This window comes from Paracoccus rhizosphaerae (assembly GCF_026162645.1).
Lineage (GTDB): Bacteria > Pseudomonadota > Alphaproteobacteria > Rhodobacterales > Rhodobacteraceae > Paracoccus > Paracoccus rhizosphaerae.
Genome location: NZ_JAOTBE010000081.1, coordinates 1 through 14,092 on the forward strand (window position 1 = coordinate 1; position 14,092 = coordinate 14,092).

The window sequence follows — 14,092 nt, forward strand, 5'->3', positions numbered from 1 at the left end:
CGGATTCTATAACCCGCGCCGTCGGCACTCAGCTTTGGGAGGCAAAAGCCCTTAGGACTTCGAACGCCAAGTGGCCTAAACAAGCACTGGGAGCGGCACAAATACGCGACAGGTCCAGCTTGATCGGTCGTGGCGGGCAGCTCGTCGTCCATGCTCTCGCTCTCGATGAACCGGCCCACTGCCTCGACGCCGGTTGCCTCGCTCTCGCAAAAGGCCGCCACCATGGCGCTGGCGTTGGCATAGCCGGCAGCGCGATGGTTGAAGCCCATGGCCTGCCCGAGGCCCCAGCTGCAGGTCCTGAGCGCGGCTGCGGCGTTCAGCTTCATGGCGCTGCACAGGCGGGCATAGCTGTCGGCGGGATAGCGGGTTGAACCCCACCCGCGGCATGCCAGACCTGCGCCTCAGCTCGCTCTCGCTTGGAACCGGCGCCCAGCTCCCGCCAGAACACGTACGATTCGAACAGCATGCGCGGCCGCCCGTACCGGACAAAACCGCCAGCTGCCGTCTCGACCTTGATGACAGCGGATATCATGTCCTCGCAGACGATCGTCAGCCATTCTGCTGCACCTGGCGATCGACAATCCAGCGCAAGGTGCGCAGTAGGTCGGTCTAACTGTCCAGGATGGCGCGGCCGTGCTGGTTCGTGATCGCGCTGCACATCATAGACCGCCAGCGGCGGTGATGTCCGACGCGCGGCAGCCCGGCTGATCCTTCATCGCGGCCATGAGGCGGCGTGCGACGAAGCCTTCGGCCAAATGCAGATCGTCGGCCGGAGTGAAAGTCGGCGACAGCGTCGGCAAATGGCTGAGGCAGCTGATTTGCCGCGAGGGCAGCTCGTCGGCAAATGCGGTCTGCAGCAGCTGCCGCTGGCGATCCTTGCCCATGGAGGCAGGAGGGCGGTGACTTGCGGTGCCGGGGCCGGCGTCTCTAATGGCGCAGGCACGGCGGGATAGGTCGATGCAGCGTGGCTATGGTGGCATCTTCGCGGGCGGACCATCGCAAAGATCGTCCACGCGATGGAGTTCCGCCACCGCGAGACATGGCGGTTCATCGATAGCAACCGCAAGGTGATCCGCGAGATCATGGCAAAGGAATGCATGCGCAGGGTGGGAACTGCGGGATGCGCAGCAAAATCACCAACACCGAAGGCCGGATCCAGCCCCGCACGGAATACGCGATCCTGTTCAGCGCCAATGGTGAGAGGGACAACGGCGTCTGGCTGCCGCTAAGCCAGTGCGGGGTAGAGATGAAGGAGGGGGCCTAGCTGTGATTACCATCGAGGAGTAGCTGGTGGTCGAGAGGGGGGCTGGTTTCATGGCACACCTGCCCCCGTCGATATCACCTAAGCTCCACCAATGCCGGTCGTCACCTTGCCGGTGCCGCCGCATTCAGGACATTCTTTGCCATCGACTTGTCCAGTGCCTTCGCATTCTCGGCAGACGTTCTCGCCTGCGCCTGGAGCTTCGGGCGGCACCTTGTCCGGGTTTGGATCGTCAGTCATCTCGCTAACTCCCGCTGTGTACTGATTTGATCTAACCTGGCCGCGCGCCTGATGTTCCTGCCGCGATCAGGACCGGACCACGAGGCATTGCCCTTGCCGCCAGCAAGAACGCCCTCTTGTGGCGCTCTGCGAAGGGCGTCAAATGTGCGCCGGGTGCTGTCTGCCGCAGAAGGCGGGAAGCTGATGTGCACCACGCTTCACCAGTTCCACGCCCTGCGCCCATCTTGTGGCTTCGACCTGATCATGGCCGATCCGCCTGGTCGTATCAAATGCGGTCGGAGAAGGGCGAAGGCAAAAGCCCGCAGAGCCACCCCAATTGCATGTCGATCTAGGAGATCGCGGTTTTGCCCGTCTCGGACCTGACCGCGCGGAACTGCCTTCTGTGGCTCTGGTCCCCGAACACGATTCTGCCGCAGCTTTCAAGGTAATCGAGGCTTGGAGCGTCGAATAGAAGACCGGCGGCCATTTGGTGAAGCTGACCAAGAACGGCAGTTTGAACATGGGCACCGGCTACATTCTGCGTGGCGCCGGCGAACCGTTCCTGATCGGCACCCGTGGCGCCCCGAACAACAGAAAGGACGTCCGCTAGGTCGTGATGGGCGGGATCCGCGAACACAGCCGGAAGCCCAAGGAGGCGTTCATCGTGGCGGAGAAGCTAATGCCTGAGGACAAACGGATCGTGGTATTCAGCCGGCAGAGGCGGGCAGGGTGGCCGAACTGGGGCAATAAAGCCGAGAAACGCGAGGGCGCTGTCTGATGCCGAGGGCGGAACTCGCTTTGCGCCGCGGCTTCTGCCGAGGCCGGTGGCGGCCGTCTGCTCGGTGTCAGCGAATCGACCCAACAAGACCTCACCATCCCCGAAATCTTTGGGCGGCAAATGCATGTATCATCGGCTGACGCTTGAGGAATACACATCCAGCCTGCCCAGTGAAGGTGAGGCGACTGGACGAGGTCGAACTATGCAACAAGGCATTCGGGACGTGAAGCTGCCAAAAGTTCACCGAGTCACCAAAAGCGGATTGATTTATCGCTGGCACCGGCCGACGCGGACGAACTGACGACATTCCTGAAACTCACTTCGACTTCACCGCCGCCTGGGCGGTTGCCGAGGCTCGAGACGGAAAGAGACAGTCAAAGACACCCGCAGGTATGGTCTTTGAAGAGATCGAGGAAATAAGGTCGACTGCGCAGTTCAAAGCAATCTGCGCCGCGAACAGGCACGAGGTTCGGCGAGAGGCGGAACTGATCCGCGCCAGCTATGGCAAGTTCCGATCTGAGGCCTTCGCAAACATCACATGACTGCCGATCTGGCGACGTTGTAGCCGCGCCAAGTGGACAGCCGTCTGAAAAGGCGGTGCCTGATTTGCAAATCGGCGAAGGCGCGAAGCACCATCAAAGCCGGCCCTTCGCGTGGGCTGCAGAAGATTCAGGCGGCGATCAGGGGTTATGCTGGCTGGCCCAGTGCCGACATTGCAGCGTTCCGAGCCCATTGGCAATCGGCACAGTCCAGCGCGCCTGCTTCGAAATGGTCTTAGGGACAGAATCGCGGACCGTCGATGGGGTGCACCTCGGCAGACAACAGATCGGCCGGGATGATCTGCTCGTCTTCAGGCACAGCAAGACCGGGGGCAGGGCGCACGTGATTACATGTCCTTTCCCGGATGATCCCATTGACCCTCGCCGGACCTCGTTCTTCATAGCAAGATCGGTTCTGCGCGAGGTTCGGAACGGGAGGCAAGGATGCTGATCTCTCTTCACAAGCAGGCGACGACGCCGCCGAAGATCCCGGCTGCGATCCAGGCGAGCATAGAACCCGCCTGGAAGGTGGCGGAGCGCTACGGCATCTCCGAGCAGACAATCTGGAAGTGGCGGAGCCGGGACCGCGTCGACGGCCGCAGCCACACCCCTCATCGGTTGCAGACCACGCTGACGCCGGCGCAGGAGGCGGTGGCGGTGTCCCTGCGCAAGACCCTGCTGCTGCCGCTCGACGACCTCCTGTCGGTGGTGCGCGAGTTCCTGAACCCGCACGTCTCGCGCTCCGGGCTCGACCGCTGCTTGCGTCGGCATGAGGCGGGTAACCTGCGCGCACTCAGGCCCGTCGTGCCGCGGCCTGCGCACAAGCCGTTCAAGGCCTACGAGCCGGGCTACCTCCATGTCGACGTGAAATACCTGCCGCAGATGGCAGACGAGGACCGCCGCCGGTATCTGTTCGTCGCCATCGACCGTGCCACGCGGTGGGTCTTCGTGCGCATCTATCCGGCGAAGACGGCGGCCAACGCGCGCCGCTTGTCTCACGCGACCTGGCGCGCGCTGCGCCGATGAAGGTCACGCGGGTGCTGACTGAGCGAGCCATCGAAGGCGCCACCGGTCTGAGCCCGATGGCGAGCGGCAAAGAGTTCACCGACAGGCTCTTCGGCTTGTGAAAGCGTGCTGCCACGGGCAACCACGACTTCGACCGCCTCTGCGCCGACCTTGGCATCGAGCATCGCCTGGCTCCGCCGATGCACCCGCAAACCAATGGCATGGTTGAGCGCTTAACCGGACGAGCCAGCGGGCGCCATCGGTTCAAGCCCGATGGCGAGGGGCATTAGGTTCGCCGAGCAGCCCCGCAACCGGAACACCGCGTATCCACGGCCGATGCGCTTTGACGTGATCTGCGAGGGCGAGACCTTGTCCGCCATCGGTCCGAGGACAATGGTCGAGCGGGATTGAGCACCGGCTGACCAAACCCAACCATCCCCGGAGCTTGGAGGATCAGGAAACAGTCGGGTAAACTGTTTTCCCGACAAGCGGACAGGTCGAACGGATGAACCGCACGATCAGGGACGCAACCGTCAGACGCTTCCACTACGACAGCCATGATCAGCTGCGGACGCACCTCACGGACTTCATGGCACCATACAACTTGGCGCGTCGCCTTGAGACCCTCAACGGCCTCATACCTTACGAGTACACCTGCCAGATCTGGACATCAGAGCCGGACAGATTCATCCTGAACCCGATCCACCAGATGCCGGGAATGAACGGCTCATGGGCTGCAGGGAGCCGCGAAAATCGCAGCCGCTATCGAGCCAGAGGCCATGTGTTTGACTGGATAGGCTTGCGCCGTCTGGGGCTTTCGCGACAGCAGACTTGGCGGAAACCTGTTGCCAGGGGTGCGGAATGCCAGGGGTGGGTTCATTGAACCTGCGACCTGACCGTTTCCAGTTCAATCCACCCTTGGTTTTTTGGTAGGCCCGGAGGGACTCGAACCCCCAACCAAGGCGTTATGAGCGCCCTGCTCTGACCAATTGAGCTACAGGCCCCCGCAGCGCGACATGCGTAATCCGCCGATGCGGGCGGGTCAAGCTTGGGCGTTGCTCCTTGGTCGGGCATCCGCTATGGGGTGCCGATATCAGCCGGGGGCCGCCATGACGAATAACGGGATCAGCTATCGCGACGCGGGGGTCGACATCGACGCCGGGAACGCGCTGGTGGAACGGATCAAGCCCGCCGCGGCGGCCACCTCACGCCCCGGTGTGATGGACGCGCTCGGCGGCTTCGGCGCTCTGTTCGACCTGAAGGCCGCGGGCTATGACGACCCGGTACTGGTCGCCGCGACGGACGGGGTCGGAACCAAGCTGCGCATCGGCATCGACACCGGTCATCTGGACGGCCTGGGTCAGGATCTTGTCGCGATGTGCGTGAACGACCTGGTCTGCCAAGGAGCCGAGCCGCTGTTCTTCCTGGACTATTTCGCTACGGGCAAGCTGTCGGTCGATAAGGGCGCGCGGGTGGTCGAGAGCATCGCGCGCGGCTGCAAGGCTGCTGGTTGCGCGCTGATCGGAGGCGAGACCGCAGAGATGCCCGGCATGTATCACGACGGCGACTTCGATCTGGCCGGCTTTGCCGTGGGCGCGATGCAGCGTGGGACGGCACTGCCGGCGGGGGTCCGGACGGGCGATGTCCTGCTCGGGCTGGCCTCGGACGGGGTGCATTCGAACGGCTATTCGCTGGTCCGCAAGGTGGTCGAGCGGGCGGGGCTTGGATGGAACGACGCCGCCCCCTTCGCGGACGCGACCTTGGGGCAGGCGCTGCTGGTGCCGACCCGGCTCTACGTCAAGCCCGCGCTGGCGGCGATCCGAGCGGGCGGCGTCCATGCGCTGGCCCATATCACCGGCGGCGGCCTGACCGAGAACCTGCCGCGCGTCCTGCCTAAGGATCTGGGTGCGGACATCGACCTGACGGCTTGGCCCTTGCCGCCGGTCTTCGGTTGGCTGGCCGAGGCCGGTAGCATCGACCAGGCCGAGATGCTGAAGACCTTCAACAGCGGCATCGGGATGATCCTGGCCGTGGCAGCCGATCGTGCCGATGTGCTGGCCGATCTGCTGGCCGCAGAGGGAGAGACGGTGCACCGCATCGGTCACGTCACCGAAGGCGCCGGCATCCGCTATGCGGGCACGCTGGCGTGACACGCGTTGCGATCCTGATTTCCGGCGGCGGCTCGAACATGCTGCGGCTGGTCGAGGACATGACGGGCGATCATCCGGCGCGCCCTGTGCTGGTTGCATCGAACGATCCGCAGGCGGCGGGGCTGGCGCGGGCGGCGGCCCTGGGCGTACCAGTGGCGGCGGTGGATCACCACGACTTCTCGCGCGACCGTGCGGGTTTCGAGGCGGCGCTTCTGCAGCCCCTGCTGGACGCGCGTCCCGACATCATCTGCCTTGCAGGCTTCATGCGCATCCTGACGCCGGATTTCGTTCAGCGGTTCGCAGGCCGCATGCTGAACATCCATCCGTCGCTGTTGCCAAAATACGCAGGCCTCGACACACACGCCCGTGCCCTGGCTGCGGGTGACGCCCAAGCCGGATGCACTGTCCATGAGGTGACGCCCGAGCTGGATTCGGGGCCGCTGCTGGGCCAGGCGCGGGTGCCGGTCCTGCTTGGCGACACGCCCGAAAGCCTTGCGGCGCGGGTGCTGGTCCAGGAGCACCGGCTTTATCCGGCGGTCCTGCGGCGGTTCGCGGTGGGCGACAGGACGCCGGTGCTGCTCTAGCCCCAGAGCTGCACAAGCGCCGCGGCGGGATCATCCTGGGACCAGATCTCGGCCCCCAGTGCGATGAAGTCGGCGACGGGCGACAGCTGGCCTATCAGGTCGCGCGTGATGGCGCCCTCGGCGACGACCGGCACCTCGATCATTTCGGACCACCACCGGAACAGCTCCAGTTCGACCGGTTCGCCCTTGTAGAGGGCAGATTCACTGGCGGGGCCAAAGGACACGTAGTCCGCGCCATGTTCCGCCGCCGTCATCCCGTCATGCCGCGAACCGCCGCAGAACGCGCCGACGATGGCATCGTCGCCCAGCTCCTTGCGGGCATAGCGCACGCTGCGCGCGCCGTCCGTCAGGTGGACGCCGTCAAGACCGTGCCGCTGCGCCAGCTTGACATGATCGTCGATCACCACCGCCACGTCGCGCGCATGCGCGATCTCTCGGGCCAGGTCGGCCAGCCGGCCAAGCTCGTCCTCCTCGGCACCACCTCGGATACGCAGGCAGGCGGTCGGGACGCGGTCCATCACCTCGGTCAGCAGCGGGCCAAGGGCCGAGGCCTGCGCACCGGCAGGCGTCATCAGGTAGAGTTGCGGCGCGTCGGTCATGGGCTTCTCCTTTATGCCGCAGATAGCGCAGCTTGCCCGCCGCCGCCAGACGCACTAATGCCAGAGCCATGCAATTAGATCGCCAACCCGTCATCATCCTGGTCCGCCCGCAGATGGGCGAGAACATCGGCGCCGCCGCCCGTGCTATGCTGAACTTCGGCCTGACCGACATGCGCCTGGTCGATCCCCGCGACGGCTGGCCGAACCCCAAGGCGGTCGCCACGGCCTCGGGCGCGGCAGGGCAGGTGCTGGACGCGGCGCGCGTCTATCCGACACTGGCCGCCGCGATGGAGGGCGTGGATTATGCCTATGCCACCACCGCCCGCGGCCGGGAACTGACCAAGCCCGTCTTCACGCCCGCCACCGCCATGGCGCAGGCGCGCCAGCACACCGGCCGCAGCGCGATCATCTTCGGCCCCGAGCGGACCGGGCTGGAGAATGACGACATCGCCCGCGCCAATGCCATCGTGACGGTGCCGGTGAACCCCAGCTTCCCGTCGCTGAACCTGGCCCAGGCCGTCCTGCTGATGGGATACGAATACGGCCGAGAGATCCTGCCCCCCGAACCCGCCCCCCATGCCCGCCGCGCCGAAGCCGAGGAACTGGCCGACCGGCTGGAGATCGAGCGGCTTGGCGACCATTTCGACGACCGGCTGACCGAGGCCGGGTTCTTCTTCCCCGAAACCAAGGCCGCTTCGATGCGGCTGAACATGCGCAACATGTGGGCCCGGCTGGCACTGACCCGCGGCGACGTGCGCATCCTACATGGCGTCCTGCGGCAGTTGACCCGCCGCTGACCCCCAACCACCGCCCGAAAGGAGCCCCGCGATGGCCAAGCGCCCCGTGTTCCAGGAAATCTCGGACCCGACCGCAGCCCGTCCCGTGCAGACCACCGGCATGATCGACGCCCGCCCGAAGGGCGCACGCCGCGCCATCCGGCTGTGGCTGATGGTGCTGTTCGCCATGGTGCTGGCGATGATCGTGGTGGGGGGCGCGACGCGGCTGACCGGGTCGGGCCTGTCCATCACCGAATGGGCGCCGGTCACAGGAACCATCCCGCCGATGAACGCCGCCGACTGGCAGCGCGAGTTCGACGCCTATCGTCAGATCCCGCAATACCAAGAGGTCAACCGGGGCATGTCCCTGACCGACTTCCAGTATATCTACTGGTGGGAATGGAGCCACCGTCTGCTGGGCCGGTTGGTCGGCCTGGTCTGGGCCCTTGGTTTCCTCTTCTTCTGGGCGACCTCCCGCATCCCTGCCGGCTGGACGCCGCGCCTTCTGGCGCTCGGCGCGCTTGGCGGGCTGCAGGGGGCCATCGGCTGGTGGATGGTCAGCTCTGGCCTGACCGAAGGCATGGTCCGCGTGGCGTCCTATCGGCTGGCGACGCATCTGGGCATCGCCTTCGTGATTTTGGGGCTGATCACGTGGTACGTGCTGCACCTCTCCCGGTCCGAGGCAGAGCTGCTGCGCGCCCGCCGCGCGGGCGAGGGAAAGCTGTTCTCGATGTCGACGGGCCTGATGCATCTGGCGTTCCTGCAGATCCTGCTGGGCGCGCTGGTCGCGGGCATCGACGCGGGCCGCACCTATACCGGCTGGCCCACGATGGGCGGCGAGTGGATCCCTTCGGCGATCTGGGACCCGGCCCTGGGCTGGCGGAACCTGTTCGAAAATGCGGCCCTGGTGCAGTTCGTCCACCGCATGACCGGATACCTGCTGGCGATCTTCGGGGTCGTCGTCTGGCTGCGGGCGCGCCGGTCGCCGCATCCGGTGACACGGGGGGCGTTCACGGTGATGATCGTCGCACTGGCCGCACAGATCGGGCTTGGCATCATGAACGTCATCCACGCATCGCCCCTGCACCTGGCGCTGACGCACCAATTCGGCGCGGTCGTGCTGTTCGCGATGATCCTGCGCGCGCGCCATCACGCCCGCTATCCCCATGAGACCTCGATCCGAGGAGTGACACGATGACCGCCCTGACCGACCTGCTGGCTTTCCAGCGTCAGACCGAGGCCCTGTCCTCGGTCGCCGAACGCCTTGGCTGGGACCAGGAGACCGTGATGCCGCGCGGCGCCACCGAGCAGCGGGCAGAAGAAATGGCCGCGATGGAGGAGGTGCTGCACGACCGCCGCACCGACCCCCGCATCGGCGAATGGCTGGACGCGGCCGACCCGCAGACCGATGCCGACCGCCGGGCGATCCAGCTGATCGCCCGCGACTATTCCCGCAGCAGCCGCATCCCCGCACGCCTCGCGACCGAGTTGGCACGGCTGACATCGCTGGCGCAGGGCATCTGGGCCGAGGCGCGTGCCAAGGACGCGCCGGAGGATTTCCTGCCCACCCTCGACCAGGTCCTGATGCTCAAGCGGGAGGAGGCCGCGGCCCTGGCCGATAACGGCAACCTCTATGATGCGCTTCTCGACGATTACGAACCCGGCATGACCGGGGCGGCCATCTCCAGCCTGTTCGATGCCATGCGCCCGCGGCTTGTGGCGCTGCGCGAGGAGGTCTTGGGGAGCGAGCGGCAGCCTGCGGCATTGACCGGCCACTTCCCGCAGGAAACGCAGCTGCGGCTGGCCCGCGCCTGTGCGACCGCCTTCGGCTATGATTGGACGCGGGGCCGGATGGACATCGCCGTTCATCCCTTCAGCAGCGGCCGCTGGCAGGACAGCCGCATCACCACGCGCGTCGTGGAGACCGATCCGTTCAACTGCGTCTATTCGACGATCCATGAGGTCGGGCATTCCGGCTATGAACAGGGGATCGATCCGGACTATGCCTTCACCCCACTCGGACGCGGCGTGTCGATGGGTGTCCACGAAAGCCAGAGCCGCATCTATGAAAACCAGATGGGACGAGGCCGCGCCTTTACCGGCTGGCTGTTCTCGCGCATGTCCGACGCCTTCGACGGTTTGAATATCACGGACCCGGATGCATTCTTCGCGACCGTGAACCGCGTGACTCCCGGCTTCATCCGGACCGAGGCCGACGAGGTGCAGTACAACCTGCATATCATGCTGCGCTTCGACCTCGAGCGGGACCTGATCTCAGGAAGGTTGGACACGTCCGACCTGGTCGAGGCTTGGAACGCGCGCTTCCTGAAGGATTTCGGTGTGGCGGTGGACCGTCCGGCGAACGGCGTCCTGCAGGATGTCCATTGGGCGGTCGGCCTCTTCGGGTATTTTCCGACCTATGCCTTGGGCAATGTCTATGCCGGATGCCTGAACCGTGCGCTGCGTGCCGCCGTGCCGGACCTGGACGAAGCCTTGGCGCGTGGCGACGCGACCCCTGGGACCGAGTGGCTGCGCGAAAACCTCCAGCGCCATGGCGGCCTCATGCCCCCTTCAGACCTGATCGAGGCAGCCTCCGGCGGGCCGGTCACGCCCGAGCCACTTCTGGACTACCTCGAGGACAAGTTCGGCCGCATCTACGGCCTCTAAAGTCTGGGGCCGGCTTCCTCTTTGCCCAAACACCCCGCGGGGGTCCGGGGGGTGCGAAGCCCCCCGGCGCTCGCGGGACGCAATCTATTCCGCCGCACGGGCCATCGGGTTGTTCGGATGGCTGGTCCAGTTCGCATAGGTCCCGCGAGGGATGCCGGTACGCTTGTCGATCTCGCCGACCGCCAGTTCCCGCATCGTGATGCAAGCCTCCACCGGGCAGACGTCGACGCAGAGGTTGCAGGCGACGCATTCCTCCTCGATCACCTCGAAGACGCGGCCCGGCTTCATGGCGATGGCCTGATGGCTGGTATCCTCGCAGGCGGCATAGCAACGCCCGCAGCTGATGCAGGCCTCCTGGTCGATCACCGCCTTGGTGACATAGTTCAGGTTCAGCTCCTGCCAGTCCCTGACGTTCGGCACCGCCCGCCCGATCAGGTCGGACAGCGTCATGTCGTGGCTGTCGAGGTAGTCGTGCAGGCCCGTGATCATCTCTTGTACGACCTTGAAGCCATAGGTCATGGCCGCGGTGCAGACCTGCACGTTGCCGGCCCCGAGCGCCATGAACTCGGCCGCGTCGCGCCAGGTGGTGACGCCGCCGATGCCGCTGATAGGTAGCCCCCGCGTTTCGGCAGAGCGCGCGATCTCGGCCACCATGTTCAGCGCGATGGGCTTGACCGCTGGCCCGCAATAGCCGCCATGGCTGCCCTTGCCATCAATGGTGGGCTGGGGCGCGAACAGGTCCAGATCAACCGAGGTGATCGAGTTGATCGTGTTGATCAGGCTGACGGCATCGGCGCCGCCACGCTTGGCGGCCTCGGCGGGCTTCCTGACGTCCGTGATGTTCGGCGTCAGCTTCACGATGCAGGGCATGCGCGAGTGCATCTTCACCCACCGTGTGACCATCTCGATGTACTCGGGCACCTGGCCGACGGCGCTGCCCATGCCGCGCTCGGCCATGCCGTGGGGGCAGCCGAAGTTCAGTTCGACCCCGTCGGCGCCGGTATCCTCGATCCGGTGCAGGATGTCGCGCCAGCTGTCCTCGTCGCAGGGCACCATCAGGCTGATGATCAGCGCCCGGTCGGGATAGTCGCGCTTGACTGACTTGATCTCCCGCAGGTTTACCTCCAGCGGGCGGTCGGTGATCAGTTCGATGTTGTTGATGCCAAGGACGCGGCGGTCGGCGCCGTGGACGACGCCATAGCGCGGGCCGTTCACGTTGACGACCGGCGGCCCCTCGCTGCCAAGGGTTTTCCAGACGACGCCGCCCCAGCCGGCCTGGAAGGCGCGTCGGACGTTGTATTCCTTGTCCGTGGGCGGGGCCGAGGCCAGCCAGAACGGGTTAGGGGACTTGATCCCGATGAAATTGCTGCGCAGGTCTGCCATGATCGCGTCCTCAGCCGGGGATTTCGACGGGACGTCCGGTCAGCCGGGCGTCGATGTCTTCTGCCGCGTCGCGGCCCTGGGCCACGGCGGTCACGGTCAGGTCGTTGCCGCCAGCGGCGCAGTCGCCACCGGCCCAGATGCCGTCCATCGAGGTCCTGCCCTCGGGGCTGACGGCAATCTTGCCGGCGATCAGGTCCAGCCCCTCGGGCGCGCCGTCAAGTCGCTGGCCGATGGCGCGGAACACTTGGTCGGCGCGCAGGCGGAACCGGCTGTCGGTCAGCACCAGACCGTCGGGGCCGTCCTCGGTATAGGCGAACTCGACCTCAGCCACGGCGCCATTCCCGTGCAGGGCGACGGGGGCCGCATCGCAGATGATCCGCACGCCGCTGGCGGTGGCGTGATCCTGTTCGTGGCGGCTCGCGCCCATCCGGTCCTGGCCGCGGCGATAGACGATGGTTACGTTTTCCGCGCCCAGAAGGCGCGCCTGGACGCCCGCATCGATCGCCGTCATGCCGCCGCCGATGACCACGACGTCGCGGCCGACGGGCAGGGCGGTCAGGTCGTCGGCCTGGCGAAGGTCGCGGATGAAGCTGACGGCGTCCAGCACATGATCGCGATCCTCGCCCTCGGCCCTTAGGGCGTTGACGCCGCCAAGTCCCATTCCCAGGAACACCGCGTCGTATTCCGCGCGCAGCCCTTCCAGCGTGATGTCGCGGCCAAGCGCCTGGCCGTGGCGAAGCTCGATCCCGCCGATGCCGAGGATCCAGTCCACCTCCTCCTGCGCAAAGCCGTCGACGGCCTTGTAGCTGGCGATGCCGTATTCGTTCAGCCCGCCAGGCTTCGGGCGCGCCTCGAAGATGACGACATCATGGCCCTTCGCGGCCAGGCGGTGCGCGGCCGCAAGACCGGCGGGACCCGCGCCGACGACCGCGATCCGCTTTCCCGTCGCCGCGGCGCGGCGGAACGGATGCGTCGCCTTGGCCATCAGACCGTCGGTCGCATAGCGCTGAAGGGCGCCGATCTCGACGGGCTTGCCCTCGGCCTCCATGCGAACGCAGGCGCCTTCGCACAGCTGTTCGGTCGGACAGACGCGGGCGCACATGCCGCCCAGGATGTTGGCATGGAAGATGGTCATCGCCGCCGCATCCGGCGTGTCGGTCGCGATCTGGCGGATGAACAGCGGAATGTCGATGCTGGTCGGGCATGCGGTGATGCAGGGGGCATCATGGCAGAAATAACACCGGTCGGCGGCGACCTGCGCCTCGTGCCGGTCCAGCGGAGGGGCAACATCGACGAAGTTCGCCGCCAGCTCATCCTGTGTCAGCCGCCCCGGCACGACGCCGGGCGACAATCTTGCTTGGGACATTTGCGTCTCCTGGCTCACCTGTTGGTGGAATCAGGCTGGCACAGGTCCGTTTTTTTATCAAATGGTAAAATATCGGAGCAGGGCGAGTGCGATCATTTCAGGCAGGCAGGTCCAGAACGGCGGCAAGACCACCCAAGCCCGACCGCTCCAGCCGCAGCTTGCCACCGTGGAGCGCGGCCAGATCCGCGACGATGGCAAGCCCAAGGTCCGCCCCCAGTGGCCCCAGCTCGTCCAGCCGCGCACCCCGCGCCAGTGTCTGGCGGGCCTGATCGGGCGCCAGTCCAGGGCCGTCATCCTCGATCCTGATCCGCAGCATGTTACTTGTCGTAGCGGTGATCCGCGTCGTGCTGCGCCCCCGGTTCGCCGCGTTCTCGGCAAGGTTACCGATCATCTCCCCGAGATGCCGTAACGGGGCCTGCGCTGCGACCTGCCCGTTACCGTTGTCAAACCGAGGGCAATCTGGCGCCATTCCCGTATTGGATCCAACGGGAGGACTGCGGGATGAAGCTGTTTGTCGGACTGGACGTATCACTGGAGAAGACTGCGACCTGCGTCATCAGCGAGCATGGGAAGATCGTGAGGGAGGCGCAGGCGGCCAGCGAGCCGGAAGCGCTGGCGCGCTGGATTGAGAACCTGGACGGCACCTTGGACCTGCACCGGTTCCGTTCCGGTCTTCTGAGAGCGATGCTCTCTTCAAAGGAGACAGGATATGGCAGCGACACACAGCGAGGAGTTCAAGCGTGATGCGGTTCGCATCGCGCTCAC

13 protein-coding genes, 1 tRNA gene and 4 pseudogenes are annotated in these 14,092 nt (G+C 65.8%); 10 read left to right on the top strand and 8 right to left on the bottom strand.

The window, feature by feature from the left end; genetic code table 11:
* Positions 1-197 precede the first annotated feature (197 nt).
* From OC184_RS17710 to OC184_RS17715, 3 genes and pseudogenes are all read right to left on the bottom strand, one after another.
* Positions 198-326 (bottom strand): annotated as a pseudogene (locus OC184_RS17710) (N-acetylmuramidase domain-containing protein); the annotation flags it as partial.
* Positions 323-532: an N-acetylmuramidase domain-containing protein gene (locus OC184_RS20560; RefSeq protein WP_378926632.1), complete on the bottom strand. Its 210-nt coding sequence runs from the start codon at positions 530-532 to the stop codon at positions 323-325. The gene OC184_RS20560 and the pseudogene OC184_RS17710, both read right to left, overlap by 4 nt.
* A 127-nt stretch (positions 533-659) precedes the next feature.
* Positions 660-884, bottom strand: coding sequence for a hypothetical protein (locus OC184_RS17715; protein WP_265508483.1), 225 nt, complete (start codon positions 882-884; stop codon positions 660-662).
* A gap of 236 nt (positions 885-1,120) precedes the next feature.
* Between OC184_RS17715 and OC184_RS17720 the strand changes: the two genes are divergently transcribed.
* The 4 genes and pseudogenes from OC184_RS17720 to OC184_RS17745 all read left to right on the top strand — a co-directional run.
* Positions 1,121-1,264: a hypothetical protein gene (locus OC184_RS17720; RefSeq protein WP_265508484.1), complete on the top strand. Its 144-nt coding sequence runs from the start codon at positions 1,121-1,123 to the stop codon at positions 1,262-1,264.
* An 832-nt stretch (positions 1,265-2,096) separates the two neighbouring features.
* Complete coding sequence (locus tag OC184_RS20565; RefSeq protein ID WP_378926639.1) at positions 2,097-2,258, top strand: MT-A70 family methyltransferase; 162 nt, start codon at positions 2,097-2,099, stop codon at positions 2,256-2,258.
* Between the two features lie 983 nt (positions 2,259-3,241).
* A pseudogene (locus OC184_RS17730) lies at positions 3,242-4,053 on the top strand (IS481 family transposase); the annotation flags it as partial.
* A gap of 155 nt (positions 4,054-4,208) precedes the next feature.
* A pseudogene (locus tag OC184_RS17745) lies at positions 4,209-4,526 on the top strand (integrase core domain-containing protein); the annotation flags it as partial.
* Positions 4,527-4,729: 203 nt separating this feature from the next.
* Here OC184_RS17745 and OC184_RS17750 read toward each other — a convergent pair.
* Positions 4,730-4,806: transfer RNA gene (locus tag OC184_RS17750), tRNA-Ile, on the bottom strand.
* Between the two features lie 105 nt (positions 4,807-4,911).
* Here OC184_RS17750 and purM point away from each other — a divergent pair.
* Both purM and purN read left to right on the top strand, forming a co-directional pair.
* Positions 4,912-5,952 carry a phosphoribosylformylglycinamidine cyclo-ligase gene (gene purM, locus OC184_RS17755; protein WP_265508487.1) on the top strand — a complete coding sequence of 347 codons (1,041 nt, stop codon included), beginning with the start codon at positions 4,912-4,914 and terminating at the stop codon, positions 5,950-5,952.
* Positions 5,949-6,536, top strand: coding sequence for a phosphoribosylglycinamide formyltransferase (purN, locus tag OC184_RS17760; protein WP_265508488.1), 588 nt, complete (start codon positions 5,949-5,951; stop codon positions 6,534-6,536). The genes purM and purN overlap by 4 nt, the downstream gene beginning before the upstream one ends.
* Here purN and OC184_RS17765 read toward each other — a convergent pair.
* Positions 6,533-7,135, bottom strand: a complete 603-nt coding sequence (locus OC184_RS17765) for a thiamine phosphate synthase (RefSeq protein WP_265508489.1) — start codon at positions 7,133-7,135, stop codon at positions 6,533-6,535. The genes purN and OC184_RS17765 overlap by 4 nt on opposite strands.
* Before the next feature lie 68 nt (positions 7,136-7,203).
* Between OC184_RS17765 and OC184_RS17770 the strand changes: the two genes are divergently transcribed.
* The 3 genes from OC184_RS17770 to OC184_RS17780 are packed head-to-tail and all read left to right on the top strand — an operon-like array spanning position 7,204 to position 10,578.
* Positions 7,204-7,932 carry an RNA methyltransferase gene (locus tag OC184_RS17770; RefSeq protein WP_265508490.1) on the top strand — a complete coding sequence of 243 codons (729 nt, stop codon included), beginning with the start codon at positions 7,204-7,206 and terminating at the stop codon, positions 7,930-7,932.
* Between the two features lie 31 nt (positions 7,933-7,963).
* Entirely contained in the window at positions 7,964-9,109 is a 1,146-nt protein-coding gene (gene ctaA / locus OC184_RS17775; RefSeq protein WP_265508491.1) for a heme A synthase, read from the top strand.
* Positions 9,106-10,578, top strand: a complete 1,473-nt coding sequence (locus tag OC184_RS17780) for a carboxypeptidase M32 (protein WP_265508492.1) — start codon at positions 9,106-9,108, stop codon at positions 10,576-10,578. Before ctaA ends, OC184_RS17780 begins: the two co-directional genes overlap by 4 nt.
* An 84-nt stretch (positions 10,579-10,662) precedes the next feature.
* Here OC184_RS17780 and preA read toward each other — a convergent pair whose 3' ends face one another.
* From preA to OC184_RS17795, 3 genes are all read right to left on the bottom strand, one after another.
* Complete coding sequence (gene preA, locus OC184_RS17785; protein WP_265508493.1) at positions 10,663-11,961, bottom strand: NAD-dependent dihydropyrimidine dehydrogenase subunit PreA; 1,299 nt, start codon at positions 11,959-11,961, stop codon at positions 10,663-10,665.
* Positions 11,962-11,971: 10 nt separating this feature from the next.
* Positions 11,972-13,327 (bottom strand): NAD(P)-dependent oxidoreductase, encoded by a 1,356-nt coding sequence (locus OC184_RS17790; RefSeq protein ID WP_265508494.1) that lies wholly within the window; start codon positions 13,325-13,327, stop codon positions 11,972-11,974.
* Between the two features lie 97 nt (positions 13,328-13,424).
* The gene (locus OC184_RS17795; protein WP_378926637.1) at positions 13,425-13,796 is read right to left on the bottom strand and encodes an ATP-binding protein; all 372 of its coding nucleotides are present in this window, start codon (positions 13,794-13,796) and stop codon (positions 13,425-13,427) included.
* Positions 13,797-13,828: 32 nt separating this feature from the next.
* On the opposite strand from OC184_RS17795, the pseudogene OC184_RS20735 reads away from it, so the two are divergent.
* Positions 13,829-13,964, top strand: a pseudogene (locus tag OC184_RS20735) (IS110 family transposase); the annotation flags it as partial.
* Positions 13,965-14,092 lie beyond the last annotated feature (128 nt).

Bases quoted from the DNA above. Each gene is read 5' to 3' on its own strand.
- OC184_RS20560 (WP_378926632.1), bottom strand. From the start codon at position 532: ATGATATCCGCTGTCATCAAGGTCGAGACGGCAGCTGGCGGTTTTGTC.
- OC184_RS20565 (WP_378926639.1), top strand. From the start codon at position 2,097: ATGGGCGGGATCCGCGAACACAGCCGGAAGCCCAAGGAGGCGTTCATC.
- ctaA (WP_265508491.1), top strand. From the start codon at position 7,964: ATGGCCAAGCGCCCCGTGTTCCAGGAAATCTCGGACCCGACCGCAGCC.
- OC184_RS17780 (WP_265508492.1), top strand. From the start codon at position 9,106: ATGACCGCCCTGACCGACCTGCTGGCTTTCCAGCGTCAGACCGAGGCC.
- preA (WP_265508493.1), bottom strand. From the start codon at position 11,961: ATGGCAGACCTGCGCAGCAATTTCATCGGGATCAAGTCCCCTAACCCG.
- OC184_RS17770 (WP_265508490.1), top strand. From the start codon at position 7,204: ATGCAATTAGATCGCCAACCCGTCATCATCCTGGTCCGCCCGCAGATG.
- OC184_RS17795 (WP_378926637.1), bottom strand. From the start codon at position 13,796: ATGGCGCCAGATTGCCCTCGGTTTGACAACGGTAACGGGCAGGTCGCA.
- OC184_RS17790 (WP_265508494.1), bottom strand. From the start codon at position 13,327: ATGTCCCAAGCAAGATTGTCGCCCGGCGTCGTGCCGGGGCGGCTGACA.
- OC184_RS17720 (WP_265508484.1), top strand. From the start codon at position 1,121: ATGCGCAGCAAAATCACCAACACCGAAGGCCGGATCCAGCCCCGCACG.
- OC184_RS17715 (WP_265508483.1), bottom strand. From the start codon at position 884: ATGGGCAAGGATCGCCAGCGGCAGCTGCTGCAGACCGCATTTGCCGAC.
- OC184_RS17765 (WP_265508489.1), bottom strand. From the start codon at position 7,135: ATGACCGACGCGCCGCAACTCTACCTGATGACGCCTGCCGGTGCGCAG.
- purM (WP_265508487.1), top strand. From the start codon at position 4,912: ATGACGAATAACGGGATCAGCTATCGCGACGCGGGGGTCGACATCGAC.